This is a genomic window from Arhodomonas sp. KWT2 (genome assembly GCF_041949875.1).
GTDB lineage: Bacteria > Pseudomonadota > Gammaproteobacteria > Nitrococcales > Nitrococcaceae > Arhodomonas > Arhodomonas aquaeolei.
Genome location: NZ_JBHFPQ010000049.1, coordinates 391,774 through 415,517, shown reverse-complemented (window position 1 = coordinate 415,517; position 23,744 = coordinate 391,774). Strand labels below are relative to the sequence as shown.

Annotated in this window: 25 protein-coding genes; 18 read left to right on the top strand and 7 right to left on the bottom strand. The window is 68.9% G+C overall.

The genetic code is table 11. The features are described from left to right. Positions 1 to 47: 47 nt before the first annotated feature. Positions 48 to 653, top strand: coding sequence for an HAD family hydrolase (locus ACEZHJ_RS14325; protein WP_163138832.1), 606 nt, complete (start codon positions 48 to 50; stop codon positions 651 to 653). Between the two features lie 2 nt (positions 654 to 655). Continuing rightward, on the top strand, positions 656 to 1,030 hold the full coding sequence (locus tag ACEZHJ_RS14320) for a DUF4440 domain-containing protein (RefSeq protein ID WP_375036644.1): 375 nt from the start codon (positions 656 to 658) through the stop codon (positions 1,028 to 1,030). A gap of 51 nt (positions 1,031 to 1,081) precedes the next feature. Here the strand turns inward: ACEZHJ_RS14320 and ACEZHJ_RS14315 are convergent, their stop codons facing one another. Further along, entirely contained in the window at positions 1,082 to 2,800 is a 1,719-nt protein-coding gene (locus ACEZHJ_RS14315; protein ID WP_163138834.1) for a diguanylate cyclase, read from the bottom strand. A 252-nt stretch (positions 2,801 to 3,052) separates the two neighbouring features. On the opposite strand from ACEZHJ_RS14315, the gene ACEZHJ_RS14310 reads away from it, so the two are divergent. After that, on the top strand, positions 3,053 to 3,967 hold the full coding sequence (locus ACEZHJ_RS14310) for a chemotaxis protein (RefSeq protein ID WP_163138835.1): 915 nt from the start codon (positions 3,053 to 3,055) through the stop codon (positions 3,965 to 3,967). A 13-nt stretch (positions 3,968 to 3,980) separates the two neighbouring features. On the opposite strand, the gene ACEZHJ_RS14305 is transcribed toward ACEZHJ_RS14310, so the two are convergent. After that, positions 3,981 to 4,583 (bottom strand): hypothetical protein, encoded by a 603-nt coding sequence (locus ACEZHJ_RS14305; RefSeq protein WP_163138836.1) that lies wholly within the window; start codon positions 4,581 to 4,583, stop codon positions 3,981 to 3,983. 144 nt (positions 4,584 to 4,727) lie between these two features. Here ACEZHJ_RS14305 and ACEZHJ_RS14300 point away from each other — a divergent pair, with 144 nt between their 5' ends. Further along, a complete protein-coding gene (locus tag ACEZHJ_RS14300; protein WP_163138837.1) occupies positions 4,728 to 5,333 on the top strand; it encodes a CoA pyrophosphatase in 606 nt (201 codons plus the stop codon). Between the two features lie 13 nt (positions 5,334 to 5,346). Continuing rightward, the gene (locus tag ACEZHJ_RS14295) at positions 5,347 to 6,198 is read left to right on the top strand and encodes a class II glutamine amidotransferase (protein WP_163138838.1); all 852 of its coding nucleotides are present in this window, start codon (positions 5,347 to 5,349) and stop codon (positions 6,196 to 6,198) included. On the opposite strand, the gene ACEZHJ_RS14290 is transcribed toward ACEZHJ_RS14295, so the two are convergent. The 4 genes from ACEZHJ_RS14290 to ACEZHJ_RS14275 all read right to left on the bottom strand — a co-directional run bounded on the left by ACEZHJ_RS14290 (position 6,195) and on the right by ACEZHJ_RS14275 (position 8,583). Continuing rightward, on the bottom strand, positions 6,195 to 7,253 hold the full coding sequence (locus tag ACEZHJ_RS14290; RefSeq protein ID WP_163138839.1) for a DUF2333 family protein: 1,059 nt from the start codon (positions 7,251 to 7,253) through the stop codon (positions 6,195 to 6,197). The genes ACEZHJ_RS14295 and ACEZHJ_RS14290 overlap by 4 nt on opposite strands. A 90-nt stretch (positions 7,254 to 7,343) precedes the next feature. Further along, positions 7,344 to 7,652 (bottom strand): Lpp/OprI family alanine-zipper lipoprotein, encoded by a 309-nt coding sequence (locus ACEZHJ_RS14285; RefSeq protein ID WP_163138840.1) that lies wholly within the window; start codon positions 7,650 to 7,652, stop codon positions 7,344 to 7,346. 143 nt (positions 7,653 to 7,795) lie between these two features. After that, positions 7,796 to 8,341, bottom strand: coding sequence for a murein L,D-transpeptidase family protein (locus tag ACEZHJ_RS14280; protein WP_163138841.1), 546 nt, complete (start codon positions 8,339 to 8,341; stop codon positions 7,796 to 7,798). Continuing rightward, positions 8,338 to 8,583, bottom strand: coding sequence for a glutaredoxin family protein (locus ACEZHJ_RS14275; RefSeq protein WP_205599706.1), 246 nt, complete (start codon positions 8,581 to 8,583; stop codon positions 8,338 to 8,340). The genes ACEZHJ_RS14280 and ACEZHJ_RS14275 overlap by 4 nt, the downstream gene beginning before the upstream one ends. A 130-nt stretch (positions 8,584 to 8,713) precedes the next feature. Here ACEZHJ_RS14275 and ACEZHJ_RS14270 point away from each other — a divergent pair, with 130 nt between their 5' ends. The 6 genes from ACEZHJ_RS14270 (at position 8,714) to ACEZHJ_RS14245 (ending at position 15,018) form a co-directional block, all read left to right on the top strand. Next, positions 8,714 to 10,414 (top strand): PAS domain-containing sensor histidine kinase, encoded by a 1,701-nt coding sequence (locus ACEZHJ_RS14270; protein WP_163138842.1) that lies wholly within the window; start codon positions 8,714 to 8,716, stop codon positions 10,412 to 10,414. Continuing rightward, the gene (locus ACEZHJ_RS14265; RefSeq protein ID WP_163138843.1) at positions 10,411 to 11,082 is read left to right on the top strand and encodes a response regulator transcription factor; all 672 of its coding nucleotides are present in this window, start codon (positions 10,411 to 10,413) and stop codon (positions 11,080 to 11,082) included. The genes ACEZHJ_RS14270 and ACEZHJ_RS14265 overlap by 4 nt, the downstream gene beginning before the upstream one ends. Positions 11,083 to 11,219: 137 nt before the next feature. Next, positions 11,220 to 12,353: a methyl-accepting chemotaxis protein gene (locus ACEZHJ_RS14260; protein WP_163138844.1), complete on the top strand. Its 1,134-nt coding sequence runs from the start codon at positions 11,220 to 11,222 to the stop codon at positions 12,351 to 12,353. 31 nt (positions 12,354 to 12,384) lie between these two features. After that, entirely contained in the window at positions 12,385 to 12,750 is a 366-nt protein-coding gene (locus tag ACEZHJ_RS14255; protein WP_163138845.1) for a response regulator, read from the top strand. A gap of 9 nt (positions 12,751 to 12,759) precedes the next feature. After that, positions 12,760 to 13,065 (top strand): STAS domain-containing protein, encoded by a 306-nt coding sequence (locus tag ACEZHJ_RS14250; RefSeq protein ID WP_163138846.1) that lies wholly within the window; start codon positions 12,760 to 12,762, stop codon positions 13,063 to 13,065. 3 nt (positions 13,066 to 13,068) lie between these two features. Beyond that, a complete protein-coding gene (locus ACEZHJ_RS14245; protein ID WP_163138847.1) occupies positions 13,069 to 15,018 on the top strand; it encodes a chemotaxis protein CheA in 1,950 nt (649 codons plus the stop codon). Between the two features lie 88 nt (positions 15,019 to 15,106). Here the strand turns inward: ACEZHJ_RS14245 and ACEZHJ_RS14240 are convergent, their stop codons facing one another. After that, entirely contained in the window at positions 15,107 to 15,625 is a 519-nt protein-coding gene (locus ACEZHJ_RS14240) for a phenolic acid decarboxylase (protein WP_163138848.1), read from the bottom strand. A 170-nt stretch (positions 15,626 to 15,795) separates the two neighbouring features. On the opposite strand from ACEZHJ_RS14240, the gene ACEZHJ_RS14235 reads away from it, so the two are divergent. The 7 genes from ACEZHJ_RS14235 to ACEZHJ_RS14205 all read left to right on the top strand — a co-directional run bounded on the left by ACEZHJ_RS14235 (position 15,796) and on the right by ACEZHJ_RS14205 (position 23,715). Then, positions 15,796 to 16,659 carry a LysR family transcriptional regulator gene (locus ACEZHJ_RS14235; protein WP_163138849.1) on the top strand — a complete coding sequence of 288 codons (864 nt, stop codon included), beginning with the start codon at positions 15,796 to 15,798 and terminating at the stop codon, positions 16,657 to 16,659. 424 nt (positions 16,660 to 17,083) lie between these two features. Continuing rightward, positions 17,084 to 18,721, top strand: a complete 1,638-nt coding sequence (locus ACEZHJ_RS14230) for a methyl-accepting chemotaxis protein (RefSeq protein WP_240466075.1) — start codon at positions 17,084 to 17,086, stop codon at positions 18,719 to 18,721. After that, positions 18,718 to 19,215, top strand: a complete 498-nt coding sequence (locus ACEZHJ_RS14225) for a chemotaxis protein CheW (protein WP_163138850.1) — start codon at positions 18,718 to 18,720, stop codon at positions 19,213 to 19,215. The genes ACEZHJ_RS14230 and ACEZHJ_RS14225 overlap by 4 nt, the downstream gene beginning before the upstream one ends. A gap of 9 nt (positions 19,216 to 19,224) precedes the next feature. Next, the gene (locus ACEZHJ_RS14220) at positions 19,225 to 20,025 is read left to right on the top strand and encodes a protein-glutamate O-methyltransferase CheR (protein WP_163138851.1); all 801 of its coding nucleotides are present in this window, start codon (positions 19,225 to 19,227) and stop codon (positions 20,023 to 20,025) included. A gap of 14 nt (positions 20,026 to 20,039) precedes the next feature. Beyond that, entirely contained in the window at positions 20,040 to 21,089 is a 1,050-nt protein-coding gene (locus ACEZHJ_RS14215; protein ID WP_205599707.1) for a chemotaxis response regulator protein-glutamate methylesterase, read from the top strand. Positions 21,090 to 21,221: 132 nt separating this feature from the next. Then, a complete protein-coding gene (locus ACEZHJ_RS14210) occupies positions 21,222 to 23,294 on the top strand; it encodes a bifunctional diguanylate cyclase/phosphodiesterase (RefSeq protein ID WP_375036643.1) in 2,073 nt (690 codons plus the stop codon). Beyond that, a complete protein-coding gene (locus ACEZHJ_RS14205) occupies positions 23,287 to 23,715 on the top strand; it encodes a response regulator transcription factor (protein WP_163138854.1) in 429 nt (142 codons plus the stop codon). Before ACEZHJ_RS14210 ends, ACEZHJ_RS14205 begins: the two co-directional genes overlap by 8 nt. Positions 23,716 to 23,744 lie beyond the last annotated feature (29 nt).

Genomic DNA, 23,744 nt, shown 5'->3' with positions numbered 1-23,744 from the left:
CCGCAGGCATTCACCGTGACACGACGGCTGGACCGTCCGGAGGACGCATGGATTACCGCACGGGCATCGACGCCGTGGCATTCGATCTGGACGGCACCCTGGTCGATTCCCGCCTCGACTTCGCCGCCATGCGCCGGGAACTCGGGTTTCCCGAAGGGATCGGCCTTATCGAGCATATGGAGACCCTGGATGATGCCGCGGCGGTGGAGCGGGCGTGGACGGTGATCCAGCGTCACGAGATGGCCGGGGCCGAGGCGGCGACGTGGATCCCCGGCGCACGGGAACTGCTGACGGACCTGAACCTCATGGGTGTCCCCGTGGCCATCCTCACCCGCAACGCCCGCGTCACCACCGAGGCCATGCGCCGTGCCCTCGATATCCCGGTGGACCTGATACTCACCCGCGAGGACTGCCGGCCGAAGCCCGATCCGGACGGCCTGTACCGTATCGTGGCGCGCCTCGGCGTGGCCGCCGCGCGCATGATGTACGTCGGCGACTTCGTCTACGACCTGCAGACCGCGCGCGCCGCCGGGGCCCATGCGTGCCTGCTGCGCAACGGGCACAACGGCCATTTTACGACTGAGGCGGACCTGATCGTGGACCACCTCGACGAGCTCGGGGCGCATCTCGGTATCGGGCGTTCTGCGGGGTGACGGTGGCCGACGAGCTGGAGGCACTGGAGCGGGAGCTGCACCGGTCCGTACGGCGACGGTCCCGCGAACGGCTGCTGGTGTTGCTGCATCCGGATTTCCGCGAGATTGGCTACTCCGGGCGGGAGCACAGCCGCGACGCCATCCTTGCAAACCTGAGCGACGGGGAACCGCCCGGCGTTCACGCCGAGGGATTCCGTTGCCGACGTATCGCGCCGGGCACCGTGCTGGTGACGTACCGCTCGGCACGCGTATCGGCGGACGGTCACCTGAGCCGGCACGCGCTACGCTCCTCCGTCTGGCTCAGGGAGGCCGGGCACTGGCGAATGATCTTTCACCAGGGAACGCCGACGGGACAAACCAGCGGGCATACCACCTAGCGGGCTACGGCGGCCGGCCCCGCATGCCCCCCGCCCGTTTCCGACGAGCCGCTACGCCGGCGGTCTCGAGGTTCCCGCGCGACCGGCGATGCGCAGACCGTTACGACCGCCGGCCTTGGCCGCGTACAGGGCCTCGTCGGCACGCCGGAGCACGCGTTCCATATCCTCCCCCGGCCGGGCCAGATAGGCGCCGACGCTCACGGTAAGCGGCTGACCGACGGAGCGGGCGTCCGATTCGATGCTCGCGCGGATGCGTTCGGCGATCTGGCCGAGTATCCGGGCGTCGCAGGGCGAGAGCAGGACCAGGAACTCGTCGCCACCCCAGCGCGCGGCATGATCGTAATCGCGGAGGCTGGCACGGAGCAGCCGTGCCACCTCGGTGAGGGCACGGTCTCCGGCGGAATGGCCGAGGCTGTCGTTCAGGCTCTTGAAGTGATCCAGATCCAGCCAGATCACCCCGAAGGCGTGGTGATCGCGTGTACTGCGGGCGATGGTCTCGACGATGAGCTCGGTCATGCCCCGGCGGTTGCTGAGCTCGGTCAGGGGATCGATGCGCGCGAGGTTGTGCAGGGCCTCGGTGCGCTCGGCGACCTTGCGTTCGAGCTCCGAGGTCTGGGACCGGATGGCGCCGGCCATGCTGTCGAAGTGCTGGATCAGCCGGCCGATTTCCCCCGGCGCGGAGGGTAGGGCGGCGGGGGTGAGATCGCCGCGGCGCACCCGGTTCATTGCGCTCTCCAGGACCCCGATCGGCCCGAGAATCTGCTTCTGCACCGCCAGGTGGAAAACGAGCAGGCTCGCCAGCAGGGCGGCGGCGAACACCGCCGCCACCGGTGCGAACCGGTTCACCGGCATCAGGGTGTCGAGGTCGAGCAGCGTGACCTCGTACCAGCCGATGGTGGGCAGATAAGCGATACCGGCGAGGTGACGCTCGCCCCGGACCGAGACGAAGTTGGTACGGACCGTCGCCGGTCCCGTATCCCCCTGGCGCAGCGAGAGCATCATTTCCTGGATTCGCGCCTCGTCCGTCGGCGTGTCCAGGAGCAGGTCGATGGTGTTCTTCTGGCCCTCCGGCTTGACGATGGTGGCGAAGTCGATCAGCCGCTGATCGCGGTAGAGCTGGATCGCGCCGTTGTAGTCGACGAACAGCGTCGTGATGCCCGGCTGACTGAGGTCAACGGTATCCCGCAGGAAGTCCTCGAGATCCAGGCCCGTGCCGACGATGCCGAGAACCCGGCCGTCGTCGGCACGCAGCAGGACGTCGATCCACAGCTTGGTGACCCCCAGCTCGTCATCGGGATTGACGTTGAGATGGAAATCCCGCCCCGCCTCGATGAGCCGGTAGAACCAGGCATCGGCCGGATCCTTCGGGTCCAGGTTATAGCGCAGTTCCCGGCCCTCGAATTCATTGTCCGCATTGTTGTGGTAGTAGGCGCCGGAGTCACGCAGGGCGACGAAGTAGCTGTTGCTGCGGAAATTGCGCCGGAAGCTCTCCATTTCCTGGAGGGCCTGCTGCCTGAGCGCCCGGTCATCCGGGGCGTTCGCCCAGCGGCGCAGCACGAGCGAGTCCGCCAGCTGGCGGGAGAGCGCGATCTCCCGCTCCAGCGGCTGCAGCAGCCGGGCGCTGTCGTACTGAACCTGGAGTTCGGCGGTCCGTTGTCCCCACTGCTCGATAATCCCCTCGGCGATGCGCTGAAAGGCCGCCCAGGCGGCGACGGAGGCCAGCACGATCAACGTCGCGGCAAGGAGCAGGAATCGGGTCTTGAGGCTCACGGACTCCCCCCCCTAGCGAAACGTTTCATTATCGTTCGTCACGGCGTGGCGAATAGCCGCGCGCCGCCCCCTTCAAGTGCACATGTACCGGTCCCCGGGGGAGAACGCAAACCTTCCCGGACGACATGCGGCGTGCGGCGGGAACCGGCATCGCCCGACAGGCCCCCGATAACCCGAAAGGGCTATAGCCGGGCGCCCTTCGGCCGATATAATGACCATCGGGGATTACACGACGGGACTGGGGGCGGAAATATGGCCAAGGCGATGGGCAGCATCGACCAGCGCACGCAGCTGGCCGGGCACAACCGGTTCGAGATGCTGCTGTTCAAGATCGGGCGGCGGTACTTCGGGATCAACGTGTTCAAGATCCGCGAAGTGATCCGTTCGCCGCGTGTGACGGTCATGCCGGATTCGCGCCCCGGTGTGCGCGGGATCGCACACCTGCGGGGCCAGACCATCCCCATCATCGACCTTGCCCAGGCGATCCGATCGGCGGAGCACGGCGACGCGGGCTCGGTGGTGATCACGGAGTACAACCGGACGGTGCAGGGCTTCCTCGTCGACGAGGTGGACCGCATCGTCAACGTCAGCTGGGAAGACGTCCTCCCGCCGCCCCAGCACATCGCCGACCGCGGCTACGTCACGGCGGTGACCCGCGTCGACGGCGTCCTCGTGCAGATCCTCGACGTGGAGAAGGTCCTGGCCGAGGTCATGGGCGATCCGCTGCCCCGGGATGTCGATTTCGAGCACAGCGCCGCACCGCCCCAGCGCAACCGGCTGCTGGTGGTCGACGACTCCAGCGTCGCCCGTAACCAGATCCAGCGCACGCTCGAGCCCTCGGGCTGGGACGTGACCGTGGCCAAAAACGGTGAGGAGGCCCTGGAGTGGCTGCGCGACACCGACGAGGAAACGCTCGCCTCGGTCGCGCTGGTGATCTCCGATATCGAGATGCCGCGCATGGACGGCTACACCCTGACCAGCCGCATCCGTGCCGACGAACGCCTGCGCGGCCTGAAGATCCTGCTCCACAGCTCGCTGTCCGGCGTGTTCAACCGGGCGATGGTCGAGAAGGTCGGTGCGGACGACTTCCTGGCGAAGTTCGACGCCAGCGAGCTGGGCCGTTACGTGAACGCGATGCTGGAGGAGGGCGAGGGCGTCACCGGCTGATGACGCCCCGCAATCAGAACCGGTATTCGACCCCGGCGGAGAACATGGGCACGTAGCGGAAGCTCTCGAACTGCGTACTCAGCGCCGCTTCCTCGCGCATGCGATCGAGCTGATCCTTGCGGTCGAGATCCGTGACACCCTCGAACTTCACGCCCATGTCGAGCTGCAGCCCCAGGCGGCTGTCCTCGCCGAAGTGCTGGTCCCACCCCAGGCCGAGGTAGGGCGTCCAGTCGCCGCTGCCGTCGAAGCTGTAGCCGGTGTCGTCGTGACTGCCGTCCACGCCCGCGCTGCCACCCCCCTGCCAGCCCCAGTCGGAGTTGCCGTAGAAGGCGCCGCCGGTCAGGCGCATGCCGGACGCCGCGGGGAACTCCCAGTCGACCATTGCCGAGGCACCGAGTCCCTGTCGCCCGGTGGGGACATAGCCGCGCCACCCGCTGCCGACGCTCGGATCCGTATCCGTGCTGATCCCGAAACGGACATTCAGCGCCTCGCTCAGCTCGGTGGTGAGCTCGAGCTGCGGGCGCATCGGGCTATGCCACACCTCGCCGGCCACGGCGGGCCCGCCGCTGGCCGCGAGAATCGCAAATGCCCCCAGTATGCCGTTGAGATAACGCATGGCCGGATCATCATCGTTCGGAGTCCGGCACCATTATGACTGAATTTCCCCGCCGAGGCACGTCCTTCCGGCGGGGACGAACGATCCTGTCGCCCGGGCGTCGAACCCTTATAATCCTCGTATTACGTTTGCATGAAGGTATCCATGACCGTTCCGGTTCAGTCCTGCTGGGTGAGAGAGCGCTTCGCGGCGGCGCGCATGCCGATCCGCGCCGCCATCCCGGAGGACGCACCGCTGCACCCGGCCGCCGTGCTCGTGCCACTGGTCGAGCGTCCCGGCGGCCTCCATCTGATCCTCACGCGCCGCACGCCCCACCTGCGTGCCCACGCCGGACAGATCAGCTTTCCCGGCGGACGCATCGAGCCGAACGATCCCTCCAGCCTCGCCGCGGCCCTGCGTGAGGCCGAGGAGGAGATCGGCCTGTCGCAGACGTCCGTCGAGCTCCTCGGCTCCCTGCCCGAGTACCCCACCGGCACCGGTTTCCGTATCCAGCCCTGGGTGGGTCTGGTGGACCCGGAAGCGCACCTGGTTGCGGACCCGGTGGAGGTCGACGAGATCTTCGAAGTGCCGCTCCAGTACGTGCTGGACGTGACCAACCACCGCCCGCACCCTGTCAGCCACGGCGGACGGCGCTACCGTCTCTGCGCGATCCCGTACCGGGACTACTACATCTGGGGCGCCACCGCGGCGATCCTGCGCGACCTCTACCGCCTGCTCGCCGATTGCCCCGAAGCCCCCGAAACCCCCTGAGGCCTGCAATACCATGTGCGAGCTGCTGGGCATGAGCGCCAACGTCCCCACCGACATCTGCTTCAGCTTTACCGGGCTGATGCAGCGCGGCGGACGGACCGGCCCGCATCGGGACGGCTGGGGGATCGCCTTCTACGAAGACCGCGGCTGCCGTCTCTTCCATGACCCGGCGCCGAGCGCGGACTCCGAGGTCGCACGGCTGATCCAGCGTTATTCGATCAAGAGCCGTAACGTCATCTGCCACATCCGCCAGGGCACCCACGGCCGGGTGGCGCTGGAGAACACCCATCCGTTCCAGCGGGAGCTCTGGGGGCGGCCCTGGGTCTTTGCCCACAACGGGCGTCTGCGGGGCGTGCGCCGCTGGCCCATGCGCCACTACCGCCCCATCGGCAACACCGACAGCGAGTACGCCTTCTGCTGGCTGCTCGGCGAGCTCCGGGAGCGCTTCCCGCGGCCGCCGCGGCGGCGCGAAACCGCGTGGCGCTATCTCCGCCGGCTGTGCGCGCGACTCCAGGAGCAGGGGACGTTCAACATGCTGCTCTCCGACGGTCACGTGCTCCACACGTACTGCTCGACCCACCTGCACTGGCTGACGCGCTGCGCGCCATTCGGCGAGGCGCGGCTGCGGGATGCGGAGGTGTGCGTGGATTTCGCCGAGGTCACCACGCCGGACGACGTGGTCACGGTCATCGCGACCCAGCCACTCACGGACAACGAGGTCTGGAGCCCGATCCGGGCCGGCGAGATGATCGTCTTCGAGGGAGGGCGGCCTCGGCGGGTCGAGGCGGGGCCCCGCGGGGCGATCACCCCGCTGCCACTGCATCACCCGCGCAACGGTAGCGTGGCGGGCCAGGGCGTCCCCTAGCCCTCGCTGAGGAGCCGGCGTAGCTCGATAATCGCCGCGTTGGCCCGGGCGATGTAGGAGGCCATGGTGAGCGAGTGGTTGGCGAGCAGTCCGAAGCCGTCGCCGTTGAGCACGACGGGGCTCCATACCGGCCGCTGGGACTGCTCCAGCGAGCGGATGATCTGGTCCATGCTCGCTTCCGCGTTCTTGTCCCGGAGCACGTCGGCGAAATCGACGCGCGCCGCCCGCAGGAAATGCATCAGCGCCCAGGTGCTGCCCCGGGCCTCGTAGAACACGTCGTCGACCTGAAGCCACGGTGTCTCCGCCACCACCGCGCTGCCGCGGCCCGGTGTGGCCTGACGTGCGGCCCGGTCACCGGCGAGATCGGTGTTGTAACGGTATTCGCCGACACTGGCACTCAGGCGCTGGGCCAGACTGCCCAGGCGCTTGTTCACCAGCCCCAGCCACTCGTTGAGGTTGTCGGCACGGGCGTAGAACTGGGAGTCCGCATTGTCCGGATCGACGAGGCGCCCGAAATAGCGGTCCAGCGCCCCGATACCCTTGCGGTATTCCTTCTCCGAGGCGGGGAACCACCAGGAATCCGAGGGAAAATTGAACTGCGGCTCGGCAACGGCGAGGTCCGTGTCCTCGGTGGACTGCGAGCGTGAACGGCTCATGTCGTTGCGCAGGGCCTGGGCCAGATCGCGGACCTGCACGATTACACCGAATTCCCAGTTCGGCATGTTGTCCATGATCACGCCCGGGGGCATGACGTCGTTGCCGATATAGCCGCCCGGCTTGTCGAGCAGCCGGCCGGCGACGTTCATGAGCGTGGCGGTGGTAACGCTGCCGGGTACCGACTGGGGATCGCGCCCCTCGGGCATGCGCTGCGCCGTGGCCGCGACCACGTCAAAGGCCGCCGGCGACTGGCTCCAGTACCAGCCGAGTCCGGCGATCGCCAGGACCACCACGGCGATCACGCCGCCGGCCAGCCCGAACCACCGGCGGTAACCGGTGCCGGCACCACCGCCACGGCGCGCGGTGGAGCGGTTACGAAGACGTTGAAACAGCGACATGGGGCGTTCCTGTGCGTCGTTACCGGTGGCCCGGACGAAAAAACCCGCGCCCAGAGGGACGCGGGTTCTCGATCGGCCGGGAAGGCGTGTTTACTTGTACATCGCCTTCTTGAACATGCGGTCGATCTTCTGGGCGTTCTGGTCTGCCGTGGACTGCGCGGCCTGGGCAGCGCTCATGGCATCGTCAGCGGTCGCCTGGGCATCCTCGGCGGCGGCCATGGCGGCGTTCGCGGTGGACTGGGCCTCGTTGGCGGTGGACTGAGCATCCTCGGCGGTCATCATCGCCTCGTCGATGCGCGCGTTCATGTCCTCGGTCGCCTGGGAGGCACAGCCGACGAGCAGTGCCATGGAGGCGGCGGCGGCGGAGATCTTGAGCGCAGTGCTGAGCGTGGTAGTCATGGAGCAACTCCTTGCCTTGTCGTGCATAGGTGTGGTCGAACGTCGCTCAACCGCCCGACGGACGGTTATCGTTGCCCAATCATCACTGTTCGCCGCGGCTGTTGCAAGCCTGTCCGCGGTGAGCGGCCGTGCCGGACAGGCCGTCAACGAATGACGACGCGGCTGCCTTCGTGAATATAGCTCAGAAGCTGGTCGATCTGTGCATCGGTGAGCGCGACGCATCCCTCGGTCCAGTGGAAACGCTCGTGCCACTCCGGATCGGCACGGCCGAGGCCGTGCAGGCCGATATAGCCGCCGAGCACGGTGTCCTGGGGCAGGGGACGGCCGGCGTAGGCGATATCGCGCAGCTCGCGATAGCGGGCGTTGTCGATCACGCCGCGCTGATAGGCGCGCGAGAGGTGCTCCAGGGTCGGGTAATCCAGGCCGATGAAGACGTGGAAGCGGCTGGAACGGTCGATCCGCGTGACCCGGTAATCCCCGGTCGGCGTGGTGTCGTCGCCGTTCAGGTGGAGGTCGGCAACGCCGCCGCGGCCCCAGGAAATATCCTCGAAGACGTCGACGACACGTCCGCCGTCGCGCACCTCCACGAGGTCACGGTCGGTATCGATGAGCACCCAGGGTGCCGCCGCTGCCGCCGGTGTCAGCACCAGGAACAGCAGCAGCGCGAGCAGCGCATGGCGCGGACTCACAGGAGGAACCGGTACAGTGCCGCATCATCGAACGGCCAGCCGATCTCGGCACCGGTGTCGCCACGTCGCAACACCGGGATGCGCACGCCGTAGCGCGTCTCCCAGTCCGGATCGTCGAGGACGTCGCGGACCTGAACGTCGATGGCGAGCCGCTGTGCGATCGGCTGCAGCATCGCCATGGCCTCGTCGCAGAGACCACATCCAACGGTCATGTAGAACTCGACCGGGCCGATAACGGACATGAGAAGCGCTCGTCGGCTGGGCTGGCCGCGCAGTCTGCCACAGTACGCCGCCGTAGTGGACCGCCTCTGGGGAATCGGACGGCGACGACAGGGACGGTATTTGACGCGTGCAGCAGCAAAACGGTAACACTTGGCCAAAAGAGAGAATGCCGGCGAAATCGGCGACCCGCGCCAGGGAGGGGGCACCCTGCGGTTCAGACCTCGTATCGGTTTCCTGATCAGCATACTCATCGGCCTGCTCTGGTTCGGGACGATCGAGTTCGTGGTCTCGGCAGATCTGCTCTGGGGCGACTGGGAACAGGAGCTGGTCAGCTACCAGCGCTGGAGCTACGTCGTTATCGCGGCAGTCTGTACCGGACTGATGCTGCTCGGCGTCCGGCGGGAACAGCTCGAGAAGAGCGAGCTCGTGCGCGAGGCCGAGGCCCGTGAAAGGACGCTGTTCGACTTCAATCCCGATCCGGCCCTGCGCCTCGACGCCGACGGCGTGATCCAGGCGGCCAACGCGGCGGCCATCGTGATGTTCGGCGAGGAGGGGGACGGGCTCCACGGCCGCACGTTCGTGCAGACCGTCGTGCCGGACGAGCGGGCCGGCGTCGTCAGCCATATTCGCGACACGCTCATGGGCCATCCCCACCACTTCCGCGTAACGATGTCCGTCGGCGGCGGACACATCTACGCCGGCATTGCCGCAACGCCCCTGTTCCAGGGGGCCCGGGTCACCGGCGTCAACCTGATCGTCGAGGACGAGACCGAGTGGATCGAGCAGCGCCGCGCACTCGCGCGCAACGAACGGCGGTATCGCTCGCTGTTCGACAACAGCCTGGACGCCAAGGTCCTCCTCGACGGCCAGAGCCACGTGCTCGAGGCCAATCCACAGGCCTGCCAGCTCTTCGGCATGGACGAGGACGAGCTCAAGCGCTTCACCCGCGAGGAGCTGCTGGACATGGACGACCCCGACACCGCTGCCGCGACCCGGTATCGCGACGAGCATGGGCGTTTCTTCGGTGAAGTGCGGATCCGCCACAGGGACGGTCACGCCATCCCGGTCGAGGTCTCCAGCGTCATTGCCGACGCCGAGGAGGACGGCACGGATGGCTACGTCATCGTCGTTCTCAGGGACATACGCGAACGTCATGCCGCGGAGCTCGAACTCCGCCGCTCCCGCGAGGAGCTTCGGGCCCTGTCGGGCCAGCTTTTGGCGATCCGCGAGGAGGAGCAGACGCGGATTGCGCGGGAGCTCCACGATGACCTCGGACAGACGTTGACGGCCCTGATGATCGATCTGGACCGGCTCACCGGCTACGACCTCGGCCCACGGGCGGACGCGCTGCTCGAGGGCATGCGCGGGCTCGTCGAGGACATGGTCGCGAACATCCGCCGTATCGCGCGGGACCTGCGCCCGCCGATCCTCGACGACATCGGCCTGGCGGCGGCGGTTCAGTGGCTCGCCGAACAGCACCAGGAGCGGATGAGCTACCGGGTGCACGTACACATGGACCGCGAGGAATACCGCGTGCCGGGCAAGGTCGCGACCGCCGCGTTCCGCATCGTGCAGGAGGCCCTGACGAATGCGGCCCGGCACGCCGGTGCCGGCAACGTCTGGGTGACCATCGCCCAGGGCGGCGACGGGCTGGGGCTGGAGATCTGTGACGACGGCCACGGCTTCTCGTCCCACGAGGGGACGTCCGGCGGGCGCCGCCCCCTCGGCATGCTCGGGATGCGCGAACGCGCGGTACAGCTCGACGGTGAACTGCGGGTGAACAGCACGCCGGGGGAGGGCACCTGCATCGTGGTGAGACTGCCGGTCCCGGACGGGGAGGAACCGCAATGACGCGTATCGTGGTTGCCGACGATCACGCCGTCGTTCGTGACGGCCTGCGCGAGATGATCGACGCCGAGACCGACTTCACGTTCGTCGGCGAGGCGGAGAACGGCGCCCAGCTCCTGGCCCTGCTCGGCCGGGAGAGCGCCGATGTCGCGCTCGTGGACATGTCCATGCCCGGGCGCAGCGGGGTGGACCTCATACGCCAGGTCCGCGAGGAAAGGCCGGACGTCCGGTTGCTGGTGTTCAGCATGCACAGCGACGAGCAGTACGGCGTACGCGCGGTACGTGCGGGCGCGTCCGGCTATCTCCCCAAGACGAGCCGCCGTGCGGAGATCGCCGAGGCCATACGCAAGGTCGCGGCCGGGGGCGTGTTCCTCCGCCCGGAGCTCATGGAGAAGCTCGCCCTGGGCATGCTCGGGACCACCGAGCGCCCGCCCCACGAGGCGCTCTCCGCCCGGGAATACCAGGTCTTCGTCGGACTGGCGAACGGGCGCACGGTCTCGGCGATCGCCGACGAGCTGTGCGTGAGCATCAAGACGGTGAGCAGCCACAAGGCACGCCTCATGGAGAAGATGCAGTTCGACAACCTCGCCGAGCTGTTCCGCTACGCCTTCGATCACGGGCTGGCCGGCACCCCCGGACCGGGGGACGTCGACGGGCCCGGTTCGGAATAGTCCGAACCGGGCCGCGCCCATTCCGAGCAACGGTTACGCCGGCCGCCGATCCCGCCACCACGCCGATCGCGGCACGATGCCCTCCGGAATCAGCGGAGGGCCACAGTGTGTCGATTCCCCGATCTGCATCTCGATACGTGCCGAGCCACAGTCTGCTTGCCGCCACCGCCGGCGTGGCGCTCGTCGCGCTGAGCGGCACGGGGTGGGGGACCGGGGCCGTCGCTGCGGGGCTGCTCGCCGTGGCGCTGCGGCTCGACCGCCGCGCCTCACGCGCGTTGCCGGAACCCCCTGATGCCGACGCGCCGGAGGCGGCGGCGGACGGAACGGCCGCGCTCACCGATCTCCTTGATCTCGGCACCCGGCTCCTGCCCGTATGGCAGCGCCAGATCGAGGCCGCGACGTCGCATGCCGTCGACGAGGTGGCGGAGCTGAGCGGCCGGTTCGCCAGCGTCGTGACCCGAATCGACGAGACCTTCGGCGTCGCCGACCGGGTCGTCGGTGGCGACGGCGGGCTCGACGCCCTCTACAGCGACAGCGAACGGCGCCTCTCGGCGGTGCTGCAGGCACTGGAGACCGCGGTAAACGGCAAGCGCGGCGTGGTCGAGGAGATGCGGGGTCTGCTGGCCTTTACCGACGAGCTCGACCGCATGGCCGCCGACGCCGGCGCGATCGCCGCGCAGACCAACCTCCTGGCGCTAAACGCCTCCATCGAGGCGGCACGGGCCGGCGACGCCGGGCGGGGATTCGCCGTCGTCGCCGAGCAGGTCCGCCGGCTCTCCCGCCACTCCGGGGAGACCGGCAAGCGCATCGGCGAGGAGGTGGGGCGGATCAAACACGCCCTCAACGAGGCCTTCACCGCGACCGAGGCATCCGCCGACCACGATTCCCGTGCGGTGGAGAACGCCGCCGAGCGAATCGGTGCCGTGCTCGCCGACTTCGAGGGCGCGACCCGGCGTCTCGCCGGCAGCGCGCACGATCTCCAGGAGTGCAATCGCGGCATCCGCGACGACGTCGAGGCGGCGATCGTCGCCCTTCAGTTCCAGGACCGTGTCAGCCAGATGCTCACCCATGTCGCGGAGAGCGTGCGCGATGGCGCCGCCCGCCTGGAGGGCGCGGCCTCGGGGTCCGGGGGCGATCGGCCGTACACGGGCATCGACGTCAGCGAGCTGCTCGCCGCCCTCGAGAACAGCTATGCCATGGCCGAGGAGCACCACAACCACCGAGGCACACCGGCCGCGACCGCGGCCGGCGGCAGCGTGACCTTCTTCTGATCCGGCCGGTTCACCGTAGGAGCCAACAACCATGACCAAGACCATTCTGATCGTCGACGACTCGGCCTCCATCCGCCAGGTCGTCGCCACCACCCTGCGCGGCGCCAACTACGACGTGATCGAGGCCGGAGACGGGCAGGCGGCGCTCGAGAAACTGACGGGCCAGCGCGTTCACCTGGTGATCAGCGACGTCAACATGCCGCGCCTCGACGGGATCGGCTTCCTGAAGGCGCTGCGCGGCAACACGGCCTACCGGTTCACGCCGGTGATGATGCTGACCACGGAGTCGTCGGACACGCGCAAGGCCGAGGGGCGTGCCGCCGGGGCCCGGGCGTGGCTGGTCAAACCCTTCCAGCCCCAGCAGCTGCTGGACGCCGTCGCCAAGCTCGCTGCCTAGGGGGAAACCATGACCGATATGCCGTATATCGACTGCGCCGACGGGGTGATCCATCTCCACGGCGAATTCACCGTCCAGAACGCGGCCGCCATACGCGAGGCGATCCTGACGGTGGGCGAGGGGGCCGGATCGGCACTGCGTATCGACGTTTCCGCGGTCTCCGCGCTCGACGTGGCGGGGCTTCAGATCCTGTTCGCGATGGCGGCCGACGGTGTCGGCCGGGAGATCGTCGGCGCCCGCGGTGAGGTTGCCGAAACGCTGGCAATGCCCGGCCTGCTGGATGGCAGCGGGCTCACCCTGCACCGGGAGGCGTGATCCATGCAGGACAACGAGATGCTCGAAACCTTTCTCGCGGAGAGCCGTGAGCTGCTCGCCGACATGGAGGAGGCGCTGCTCCAGCTCGAGGAACGGCCGGACGATCCCGAGCTGCCCCACCGCGTATTCCGCGCCGCGCACACGATCAAGGGCTCGGCCGGGCTGTTCGCCCGCGAGGCGGCCGTACCGTTCGCCCACGAGATGGAGAGCGTGCTCGGCCGCGTGCGTGAGCACGAGCTGAGCGTGGACGCCGAGCTCATCGCGGTGCTGCTGGAATGCGGGGACCACCTCGGTACGCTCTGCGGCATCGAGGGGCCGGCCCCGGACGCCCTGCGCCACCGCGGCGACGCGCTGGTGGCACGGCTGCGGCACTACCTGGGCGAACCCGCCGGCGTGGCGTCCGCCCCCGCCGGCGCGGGCACCCCGGAGGCCGTGGCGGGCACGGCGGGTGAGTGGACGGTATCGTTCCGCTTCGAGCCGGACGTGCTCGCCTGCGGGATCGATCCGCTGGCGTTTGCCCGCCACCTCGGCGGGCTCGGCACGCTCCGGCAGGTAACCCCGTCGTGGGATGACCGCTGTGGCCTTGCCGCCCTGGAGCCGGAGCGCTGCTATCTCGGCCTGAGCGTCGTGCTCGACGCGCAGACCACCGCCGCCGCCCTGGAAGACGTGTTCGAGTTCGTCCGCGAGGACGTCGACCTGACCATCACGCCGCCGTCCGCCCCGGACACGGAGGTGTCCGAATCGCCGGTTCAGGGGGGCAGGGAGCCGGCCGCGGCGGCCGCCGCCACGGCGCAGCCGGCGGTGTCGTTCCTGCGGGTGCGCTCCGACAAGCTGGACGCACTGGTGGACCTGGTGGGAGAGCTGGTGGTCGCCTCGGCGGCGGTTGCGACCGAGGGCCGCGCCGCGGGCGGCCGGCTGGCGGAGAGCAGCGAGATCCTCTCGGGGCTCGTCGAGCAGTTGCGCGAGGTGTCGCTGTCCGTGCGCACCGTGCCCGTGGGCGAGACGTTCCGGCGTTTCCAGCGCATCGTGCGCGACACCGGCCGGCAGCTCGGCAAGGACATCGAGCTGGTCATCGAAGGGGGCGACACCGAGCTCGACAAGACCGTTGTCGAGCGCATCGTGGACCCTCTGACCCATCTCGTGCGCAATGCCGTGGACCACGGCATCGAGGACGCCGGGCGGCGCCGTGCGGCGGGCAAGCCCGCGGTGGGACGCGTCCGGCTGAACGCGTATCACGAGGCCGGCCACGTGGTGCTCGAGATCGAGGACGACGGCGCGGGCATGGACCCGGAGCGGGTGCGTGCCCGCGCCGAAGCCCGGGGCCTCGTCGAGCCCGGTACCGAGATCGACGAGCGTGCCATGCTCCAGGTGATCTTCGAGCCCGGTTTCTCCACGGCGGACAGGGTCAGCGACGTGTCCGGGCGCGGCGTCGGTATGGACGTCGTGCGACGCAATATCGAGGCCCTGCGCGGGACGATCGAGCTCGACACGACGCCCGGGGCAGGCACGCGCTTTCGCATTCGCCTTCCGCTGACCCTCGCGATCATCGATGGCTTCCTGCTCGAAGTCGCCGGCACGCCCTACGTACTGCCGCTCGATGCGGTCGTCGAGTGCGTGGAGCTGCCGGGTGGCCACCGTGGCGAGGTGCTGCCGCTGAGGGGGCACGCACTGCCGCTGATCGCGCTGAACCGCGCGCTCGGCCACACCGGGCCGGAGGCCCGGCGGCGTAATGTCGTCGTGATCCGTCACGAGGGGGCGCTGTACGGGCTGGTCGTCGACCGGCTGCTCGGCGAGCACCAGACGGTACTCAAGCCACTCGGACGGGTCTTCGACCGGCTGGAGTGCGTCAGCGGGGCGACCGTGCTCGGCAGTGGCGAGGTCGCGCTGATCCTCGACGTCGCGCGCGTGACCGCGCAGGCGATCGCGCGGGAGGAACTAGCCTGGGCCGGCTGACCGCGCCACCACGGCACCGCCCCCGGACCGGTGACCCGTAGCGGGACACCGGTCCGCCATTACGGCACGGCGGGCGAGGGCGTGCCGGTCAGTTGCGGCGGGCGGCGTAGTCGGCCGGCAGCTCAGACGGCGGGCAGGCGATCACGTCCTCGTCGTTGGCGTCGCAGTATTCCAGGAAGGTGATCGTGGCAAACTCGTCGATCACCAGCTTGGGGTAGGTCGGCCCGGCATCGCGGAGGGCGATCATCTCCTCGATGTGCTCGTTCTGGTAGCACACCGTCTTCTTCGGGTCCTCCGCGATCCAGCGGGGGAAAAAGATGACCCCGTGAAGCCGGCGCTCGCCCAGGTTGACGGCGACGCTGACCGTGGTGCCCGTCGGCTCGTCCCAGGACAGCTTGTAGACCCCGTCAGCCAGGCGAACGATATGCACGGGCTGGTCACGCACCCAGCGGCCACCGACCATGCCGCTGTGGATGCGGTAGTCGAACGTGCGCTCGTTCTTGACGTAGATCTCGTACTGCCAGCCGTTGTCATAGGTGTAGATCAGATGGCAGCCGACGAAGCCGGTCAGCTCGTCGGGCCGGGTCGATTCGAACTCCTCGCTCATGGTGTGACTCCGTGTTGCACAGTGCGATTGTGTCGTCATTATCTATCTAATAATTCGTATTAAAAGCGCGATTTTACGGTTATTATTATCGGATATTCCGATAGCTTTCGCCGTACGCCCGGGAGGTCGCCATCGCACGTCTGCCTGAGTCCACCATCGAGCAGTGGGGCGTGCTGCGCACGGTGATCACCGAGGGCGGTTTCGCCCAGGCGGCAAAGGCCCTGCACCGCAGTCAGTCCTCGGTAAGCTACGCCGTCGGGCGCCTGCAGGAGGCGCTGGGCGTGAGGCTGCTCGAGATCAGGGGCCGGCGGGCCGTGCTGACGGACGCCGGCGCGACCCTGCTCGGCGAGGCATCGCCGCTCATCGACGAGCTCTCGCGGCTCGAGGACCGGACCCGGGCCCTGGCCGCCGGCGAGGACCTCCGGATCCGGCTGCTGGTCGACAGCATTTTCCCCAGGCCGAGCCTGTTCGCCGCCCTGAAGGCGTTCGCTGGCATGCATCCGCACGTCGAGGTCCATCTGCGCGAGACCGTGCGCCTGACACCTCGCGACGTCGACGGGGATGCGTTCGATCTGGCAGTCCTGATCGCCGAGCCCGGCGAGCGCGGCGCCACCATTGTCAGCAACGTGCCGCTGATCGCCGTCGCGCATGCCGATCACCCTCTGGTCCGTCCAGAGACACCGCCGAATGCGGCGAATCTCAACCGCTGTCTCCGGGTAGAGATTCGGGGCACGGAGCAGGGCCAGCTGGACGACAACGGCAAGATCTGGTGGATGAGCACGGTCGAGGCGGCGATCGAGGCGGTACGTGCCGGCCTCTGCTACGGCTGGCTCCCCCGCCACCTGGTCCGGGAACACCTCGATAGCGGCACCCTCGTCGCATTGCCACTGGAGCGCGGCGGCACCCGCAATATCCCGCTCGGCCTGCTGTTCGGCAACGGACACAGGGGGAGGGGACAGGCGGTGGAACGGCTTGCCCGGCTGCTGGCGGCGGAGGACACCGGATCGCCACCCGGCGACGGGGAGGCGGGGTGAGCGACACCTTCCCCGCCTGACCGGCAGGCCCACTCCCGGCCTTCCTAGCACCCGGTCATCGCCCGTAGCGCATTCCGGCAGCGGGCACGGTGACCGGTATGACCGGGCGCCAGCTCACCGTCACCCACCATACCGTCCGGGAACGGTGTCCCCACGACTGAAGCCGATGCCCTTCGCCACGGCACGGCCAGGGGGGCAGCGGGGAGGGCGCCGCCCCGGATCCGCGGCTCGCCGGGACGCCGATCCACCGCCCCGGGCACACCGGACGGCGTCCGGACCGTTCGCCAGCCCCGTATCGGAATAGTCCGAGCCCGAGGTCGCCGGTTCCGAGAGGCCTTTCCGATCCCCGCCGATAACCGAATCCACGGGCGCTGAGCAGTATGAACGCACCCCGCGACCGGGGCATCACCAAGGAGATCCCTGAATGTTCAAGAAGCTCAAGATCGGCCAGCGCCTGGCCCTGTCATTCGGCCTGGTCCTGGCCCTCATGGGGGTGATGGCGACCGCGGCCGTCATCGGGCTCGCCCGCGTCGAGGCCGGTGCCATCGAGCTCAGCGAGCAGCGCTGGCCGAATACGGTACGGGCTAACGACGTCATCGACAACGCCAACGAGATCGCGGTATCGCTGCGCGACTACCTCCTCGCAGAGGACCCTGCCATCAGGCAGGACCGCCTCGACGTCATAGACCGGGCTTTCGCGGCAAATCCCCCGTTGCTCGACCAGCTCACCGCCGCGCATGCCGACTCCCCCGAGGCCCTCGCACTGGTCGAGCGCACCCGCGCGGACCTTTCCGCGCTACAGGCCGCGACCGGCGAGCTGGTCGACATCGCCGGCCGGGATGTCGAAGCGGCAGAGCGGTTCCTCATGAGCGATGTGCAGGCGCTTCGCGAGGACTACATCCACTCGATCGAGGCCCTGCTCGCCTATGAGAGCGAGGCGTTCACGCAGACCGCCACCGCCGCGGAGAGCGTCTACCGGTTCACCCTGGCGCTGCTCATCGGGCTCGGCATCGCGGGGCTCGCCATTGCCGTGCTCGCCGCGTGGCTGGTGACCCGGCGGGTCGTCGGTGCCATCCACCGCTGCGTGACCGCCGCCAGGCAGATCTCGGAGGGCGATCTGACCGTCGAGCTCGATACCAGTGCCGGCGACGAGACGGGCGAGCTGCTGCGGGCCATGCAGGAAACCGCACAGCGCCTGTCGGCCATCATCGGCGACGTGCGCTCCGCCGCCGACCAGCTCGCCGCGGCCTCGGAAGAGGTCAGTGCCACCGGTCAGTCCATGGCGCACGCGGCCACCCAGCAGGCGACGAGCGTCGAGCAGACCACCGCCTCGGTGGAGCAGATGACCGCCTCGATTCAGCAGAACACCGAGAACGCCCGGGTGACCGACAACATCGCCACCCAGTCCGCGAGCGAGGCGGCAAACGGCGGCGAGGCGGTGGAGCAGACGGTCAAGGCCATGCGCGAGATCGCCGAGAAGATCTCGATCATCGACGATATCGCCTACCAGACCAACCTGCTCGCCCTCAACGCCGCCATCGAGGCCGCCCGCGCCGGCGATCACGGCAAGGGCTTCGCGGTCGTGGCCGCCGAGGTCCGCAAGCTCGCCGAGCGCGCCCAGGTCGCGGCCCAGGAGATCGGTGAGACGGCCTCGTCCAGCCTCGACGTCTCCGACCGTGCCGGCCGACTGCTCTCGGAGATGGTGCCCTCGATCCGCAAGACCTCCGAGCTCGTCCAGGAGATCTCGGCTTCTTCCGAGGAGCAGTCCACCGCGGTGGGGCAGATCAACATCGCCATGGACCAGCTCAATCGCCTGACCCAGCAGAGCGCCTCCGGTTCCGAGGAGCTTGCGTCCACGGCCGAGGAGATGAGCAGTCAGGCCCAGCAGCTCCAGAGCCTGATGGCGTACTTCCGCGTTCACCACGGCGGCGGTACCGCCCCGATGGGCATCCCTGCCGCCGCGGTCGTCGCCGATCGAGACAACGGCTTCGCCAACGCGAACCGCCGTCCCGCCGACGCCGAGGACGGCTTCATTCCCTTCGACGAGGAGCAGGCGGCATGAACGCAGCGGACAGCGGAACCACCGTCGTGACCCAGCAGTACCTGAGCTTCCGGGTGGGCGAGGAACTCTTCGCCCTGCCGATCCGGCACATCCGCGAGATCCTGGAGTTCGGCCGGCTCACCGGCGTCCCCCACATGGGGGAGTCGATCCGGGGTGTGATCAACCTGCGCGGCAGTGTCGTGCCGGTGCTCGATCTCGCCGCGCGCTTCGGCTTCGGAGCGTGCGAGGTGGGGCGGCGCAGCTGCATCGTCATCGTCGAGATCGAGGACGAGGACGGGCTCTGCCAGCTCGGCCTGGTCGTGGACACGGTGAGCGAGGTCCTGGAGATCGACACCGCCGATATCGAGCCGTCACCGCGACTCGGTATCGGCGTGCGCAACGACTTCGTCGCCGGCATGGCACGCCGTGACGACGGTTTCACGATCATCCTCGCGCTGGAGCGCGTGGTCGACGGCCAGGAGCTCGCGGCAATCCGCGAGCTCGACGCGGCCTGAGGGCAGGGCATGCAGCACACCACACCGATAACGGACCGGGACTTCTCACGCATCCAGGCATTTGCCCAGCGCGCGGCCGGCATCAACCTCCCCGACGCCAAGCGGATGATGGTGTGCAGCCGGCTGGGACGCCGGCTGCGAGAACTGGGTCTGTCCGACTACCGCAGCTACGTCCCGCTACTCGACGACCCGGCGGGGGAGGAGGCCCGCATCGCCATCGATCTGCTGACCACGAACGAGACCTACTTCTTCCGCGAGCCCCGCCACTTCGAGTTCCTCAGCCGGATCGCGGAGGGCGCGACGCGCGGGCTGCGCATCTGGAGCGCGGCGTGTTCCACCGGGGAAGAGGTCTACAGCATCGCCATGCTCCTGGATGACCGTGCCCGGGCCCGCGACTGGTCGGTGCTGGGCACGGACATCAGCCGTCCGGTCATCGAGCGGGCCGGTGCCGCCCGCTATCCGGTGGCTCGGCTCGATGCCATGCCGCCGTCCTACCTCAAACGGTACTGCCTGAAAGGGACGGGGGAGCGCGCCGGCGAGATGCTCATCGCCCGCGAGCTGCGCGAGCGCGTGTCCTTCCGGCACGCCAACCTCAACGAGCCGCTACCGCAGACCCTGGGTTCGTTCGACGTCATCTTCCTGCGCAACGTCCTGATCTACTTCGATCAGGACACCCGGCGCGGCGTCATCGACCGGCTGACGGGGCACCTGGCGCCGGGCGGCTACCTGCTGATCGGGCATTCCGAGAGCCTCAACGGCATCCATGCGGGACTGACCCCGGTGCAGCCCTCGATATACCGCAAACAGTAATGGAGAAAACGACGATGTCGTGTCGCGTAATGGTAGTGGACGACTCCGCGGTCCTGCGCCAGGCGCTGGGCAAGCGGCTGGACAGTGAGCCGGACATCGAGCTCCTCGGCGTCGCCGCGGATCCGCTGTTCGCCCGGCGGCGCATGGCGCAGGAGTGGCCCGACGTGATCGTGCTCGACGTGGAGATGCCCCGCATGGACGGGATCACGTTCCTGCGCGAGATCATGCGGGAACATCCGACGCCGGTGGTCATCTGCTCCACGCTCACCGAGCGCGGCTCCCGCCTGGCACTGGAGGCCACCGAGGCCGGGGCCTTCGCCGTTATACCCAAGCCGACGACCGGGCTGCGCGAGTATCTGGATCACGGTGCCAGCGAGCTCGTGCAGGCCGTTCGGGCGGCCGGCCAGGCGAACCGTCACGCCCTTCGCGGTCCACGGACCGCCCCGGCAACGGCGACCACGCCCTCGGCCCCGCTCGCGCTCGGACGCACCACCGATCAGATCGTCGCCATCGGCACCTCCACCGGGGGCACGCAGGCGCTGGAGCAGGTGCTCACGGCGATGCCCGCGGACTGCCCGGGCATCGTCGTCGTCCAGCACATGCCCGCGAACTTCACCCGGGCGTTCGCCGAGCGGCTGAACGGACTGTGCGCCTGCCGGGTCCAGGAGGCCGCAAGCGGCGACCGCGTCCGGCCCGGGCTCGTCCTCATTGCACCGGGCGGACAGCACATGGTCCTGCGCGGCAGCGGCGCCCAGTACCACGTCACGACCTCCGACGGCCCCCCCGTGAACCGGCACCGCCCTTCAGTCGACGTCCTCTTCCGCTCCGTCGCGCGGGTCGCGGGCGGCAATGCGATCGGGGTCATCATGACGGGGATGGGCGGCGACGGCGCTGCGGGACTGCTCGCCATGCGTGAGGCGGGGGCCATGACCCTGGCCCAGGACGAGCAAAGCTGTGTCGTCTTCGGCATGCCCAGGGAGGCGATCCGCCTCGGTGCTGCCTCGGCCATCGTCAGCCTCGATGACATCCCCGACCGCATGCTGCGCACCGCGACGGCGGCGTAGACGGTATTCGGAATTATCCGAACGGCGCCGGGAAACAGCCTGAACGCCGTTCGGCGAGGCACCGATACCGCCGCCCCTCGTGACACCGGAGAATCGGCGGCGGATCGAATCACTAGCGAGGAGCTGGCCGCCATGGCCTCCAAATCGTGGTACCCAAACAACTACACGGGGCCGTCGCCGTACGAGAGCCCGGAATCGCGGCCGCACGACGCTACGGCCGTGTTCGCGCCGTCCGTGACCTACCGTGCCGAGCTCCATGCGCAGGGGATGCGCATGCTGGAGATCACGCCGGATCCCGGGCAGCTCCTCGGCCAGCCCCTTAGCCACTGCCTGGAGGACGGGTGGTGGTGGCAGTGTGTGCACCCCGAGGACCGCAACCGGGCATTCCGGCAGCCGGCCGGCAACACCAGTGACGAGCCGGTGATCGCCACCTACCGCCACATCGATCCGGCGGGGCGCATTCGCTGGGTCGAGGATCGTCGAGTGGTCACGGGCGACGGCCAGGTCCTCGGATCGCTGCGTTGCGTCACCCCGAACCGGACCGCCGGTCACCATGCCCCACAGCCGTTCGCCGAGGCGTTCTTCCGCCACTCCCTGGCGGCCGGGGTGCTGCTCGATGGCGAGCGGCGCATCCTCGCGGCGAACCCGGCGTTCTGCGGCCTCTTTGGCCGAAGTGAAGACGACATGATCGGCCGCGGGATATTCGATATCTACCCGAACGACGCGGACGAGGCGATCCGCAGCGCGATCTGGCAGGAAGTCGCCGGACGTGGCCGGTGGACCGGTGACCTGCCCGTGGAGATCGACCCCGGACGCCCGCGGGTCCTGAGCATATCGATCAACACCTGCAACGACGCCGAGGCGGTGCGCTATATCGTCACCGTGGTCGACGCCACCCGCGAGCGCGAGCTCGCGGGCACCATCGACCACATGAACAGCTACGACATGGCGACCGGCGTACGGAACCGCGGGTCGTTCATCGAGACCGTCGATCGGCGGATCCGGGACAGCGGTGGCGCCACCGGCATGGCGGTGCTCGCGGTGACCCTTGCCCGTTACAGCCTGCTGCGCCACGCGCTCGGCGGCTGCACGGACGTGCTGATGCACCGCGTCGCGCGCCGACTCCACTGGGTGACCAACGGCCGGCGGGTCGTACTGGCACGGGTATCGGACGATACCCTCGCCATCGGGATGGAGGGCGGTAGCGCCAGCGTCGAGGAGACGGCACAACGGATACAGCGCATCATGCAGCGCTCGCTCGTCATCGACGGCAACGAATGGCCTGTCCCGGTGCGCATCGGGATCGCGTTCCATCCACGTGACGGACATGACGCCACCGAACTCCTCGCCAAGGCCGATGCAGCGCAGCTCGCGGGCGCTGAGCACACCGGCGCCACCGCCGTCTACCACACCCCCGAGCCGACGGACGCCGTGCGTCGCCGCCTGCTCGTGGAGCAGCGCCTGGGCGTTGCACTTCGGGACGGCGCCCTCCATCTCGTCTATCAGCCGCAGTGGGACCCGCATCGTGCGGTGATCACGGGCGTGGAGGCGCTGCTGCGCTGGCACGACCCGATGCTCGGCGACGTTTCCCCGGGCGAGTTCATCCCCCTGGCGGAGGAAACCGGACATATCCATGCCCTGGGGCAGTGGGTCCTGCACCGGGCCTGCCATGAGGCGGCCCGGTGGACCGGCGCGCTCGCCGATGTGCGCGTCGCGGTCAACCTGTCCGTGCGCCAGATCCAGACGGACAGTCTCCTGGAATCGGTCCAGGCCGCTCTCGCCGACAGCGGTCTGGACGCGACGCGCCTGGAGCTGGAGGTCACCGAGGGGCTGGCGGTAACCGACGGGACCACGGTACGCGACGTCCTCTCCCGGCTCCGCGGGATCGGCTGCCGCGTCGCCATCGACGACTTCGGCACGGGGTACGCGTCGCTGTCCCAGCTCGCGGACATGCCCTTCGACACCCTGAAGATCGACCGCAGCCTCGTCGCCGCCATGGCCGGCGATCCGAAGCGCCCCGCCGTGGTCGCGGCCATCGTCGCCATGGGGCGCTCACTGGGATTCCGCACGATCGCCGAGGGCGTGGAGAGCGCGGAGCAGGCCAGGGCGCTGATGGCCCTCGGCGTCGACGAGGTCCAGGGATTCCACTACGCGGGACCGCTCTCGGGGCGGGCCCTGCAGACCTGGTGCGACGACCGTGAATAGTGACCGCGCGTACCCGACGCTCACCGTCTGGCTGGTGCACGACAACGATCGCCTGAGGATCCGTCTGGACGTGATGGCATCCGCCGTGCCCGGGATCGTCGTCACCGCCGCGATCCGCCAGCGCGACGTCACCTCCGTGCTTCGCTCCCACACGACGCCGGACGTCGTGATCGTGGGCGGGGACAGCAACGTTCGCGACGCCCTGCATCTGGTCCGGCACCTGGCGTCCGCGCTCCCGCACACACGGATCGCCGTCATGAGCAACCGCACCGAGGCCGCCTACGCGCGGGAATTCGCCGACGCCGGCGCACACGTCTACCTGGGCACCGACGAAGGACCGGGACAGCTGGCCGTCCTCCTGGACGAGTGGGCCGATACGGTGTCCGACAGCCCGGTGAACGACGACCGGCACGGTTCATGATCCGGCCGTACGCGACGGCCCGCACACGA

Bases quoted from the DNA above. Each gene is read 5' to 3' on its own strand.
- ACEZHJ_RS14255 (WP_163138845.1), top strand. From the start codon at position 12,385: ATGACCAAGACCATTCTGATCGTCGACGACTCGGCCTCCATCCGCCAG.
- ACEZHJ_RS14275 (WP_205599706.1), bottom strand. From the start codon at position 8,583: ATGTCCGTTATCGGCCCGGTCGAGTTCTACATGACCGTTGGATGTGGT.
- ACEZHJ_RS14305 (WP_163138836.1), bottom strand. From the start codon at position 4,583: ATGCGTTATCTCAACGGCATACTGGGGGCATTTGCGATTCTCGCGGCC.
- ACEZHJ_RS14310 (WP_163138835.1), top strand. From the start codon at position 3,053: ATGGCCAAGGCGATGGGCAGCATCGACCAGCGCACGCAGCTGGCCGGG.
- ACEZHJ_RS14220 (WP_163138851.1), top strand. From the start codon at position 19,225: ATGCAGCACACCACACCGATAACGGACCGGGACTTCTCACGCATCCAG.
- ACEZHJ_RS14300 (WP_163138837.1), top strand. From the start codon at position 4,728: ATGACCGTTCCGGTTCAGTCCTGCTGGGTGAGAGAGCGCTTCGCGGCG.
- ACEZHJ_RS14245 (WP_163138847.1), top strand. From the start codon at position 13,069: ATGCAGGACAACGAGATGCTCGAAACCTTTCTCGCGGAGAGCCGTGAG.
- ACEZHJ_RS14325 (WP_163138832.1), top strand. From the start codon at position 48: ATGGATTACCGCACGGGCATCGACGCCGTGGCATTCGATCTGGACGGC.
- ACEZHJ_RS14210 (WP_375036643.1), top strand. From the start codon at position 21,222: ATGGCCTCCAAATCGTGGTACCCAAACAACTACACGGGGCCGTCGCCG.
- ACEZHJ_RS14225 (WP_163138850.1), top strand. From the start codon at position 18,718: ATGAACGCAGCGGACAGCGGAACCACCGTCGTGACCCAGCAGTACCTG.
- ACEZHJ_RS14290 (WP_163138839.1), bottom strand. From the start codon at position 7,253: ATGTCGCTGTTTCAACGTCTTCGTAACCGCTCCACCGCGCGCCGTGGC.
- ACEZHJ_RS14295 (WP_163138838.1), top strand. From the start codon at position 5,347: ATGTGCGAGCTGCTGGGCATGAGCGCCAACGTCCCCACCGACATCTGC.
- ACEZHJ_RS14230 (WP_240466075.1), top strand. From the start codon at position 17,084: ATGTTCAAGAAGCTCAAGATCGGCCAGCGCCTGGCCCTGTCATTCGGC.
- ACEZHJ_RS14240 (WP_163138848.1), bottom strand. From the start codon at position 15,625: ATGAGCGAGGAGTTCGAATCGACCCGGCCCGACGAGCTGACCGGCTTC.
- ACEZHJ_RS14250 (WP_163138846.1), top strand. From the start codon at position 12,760: ATGACCGATATGCCGTATATCGACTGCGCCGACGGGGTGATCCATCTC.
- ACEZHJ_RS14285 (WP_163138840.1), bottom strand. From the start codon at position 7,652: ATGACTACCACGCTCAGCACTGCGCTCAAGATCTCCGCCGCCGCCGCC.
- ACEZHJ_RS14215 (WP_205599707.1), top strand. From the start codon at position 20,040: ATGTCGTGTCGCGTAATGGTAGTGGACGACTCCGCGGTCCTGCGCCAG.
- ACEZHJ_RS14265 (WP_163138843.1), top strand. From the start codon at position 10,411: ATGACGCGTATCGTGGTTGCCGACGATCACGCCGTCGTTCGTGACGGC.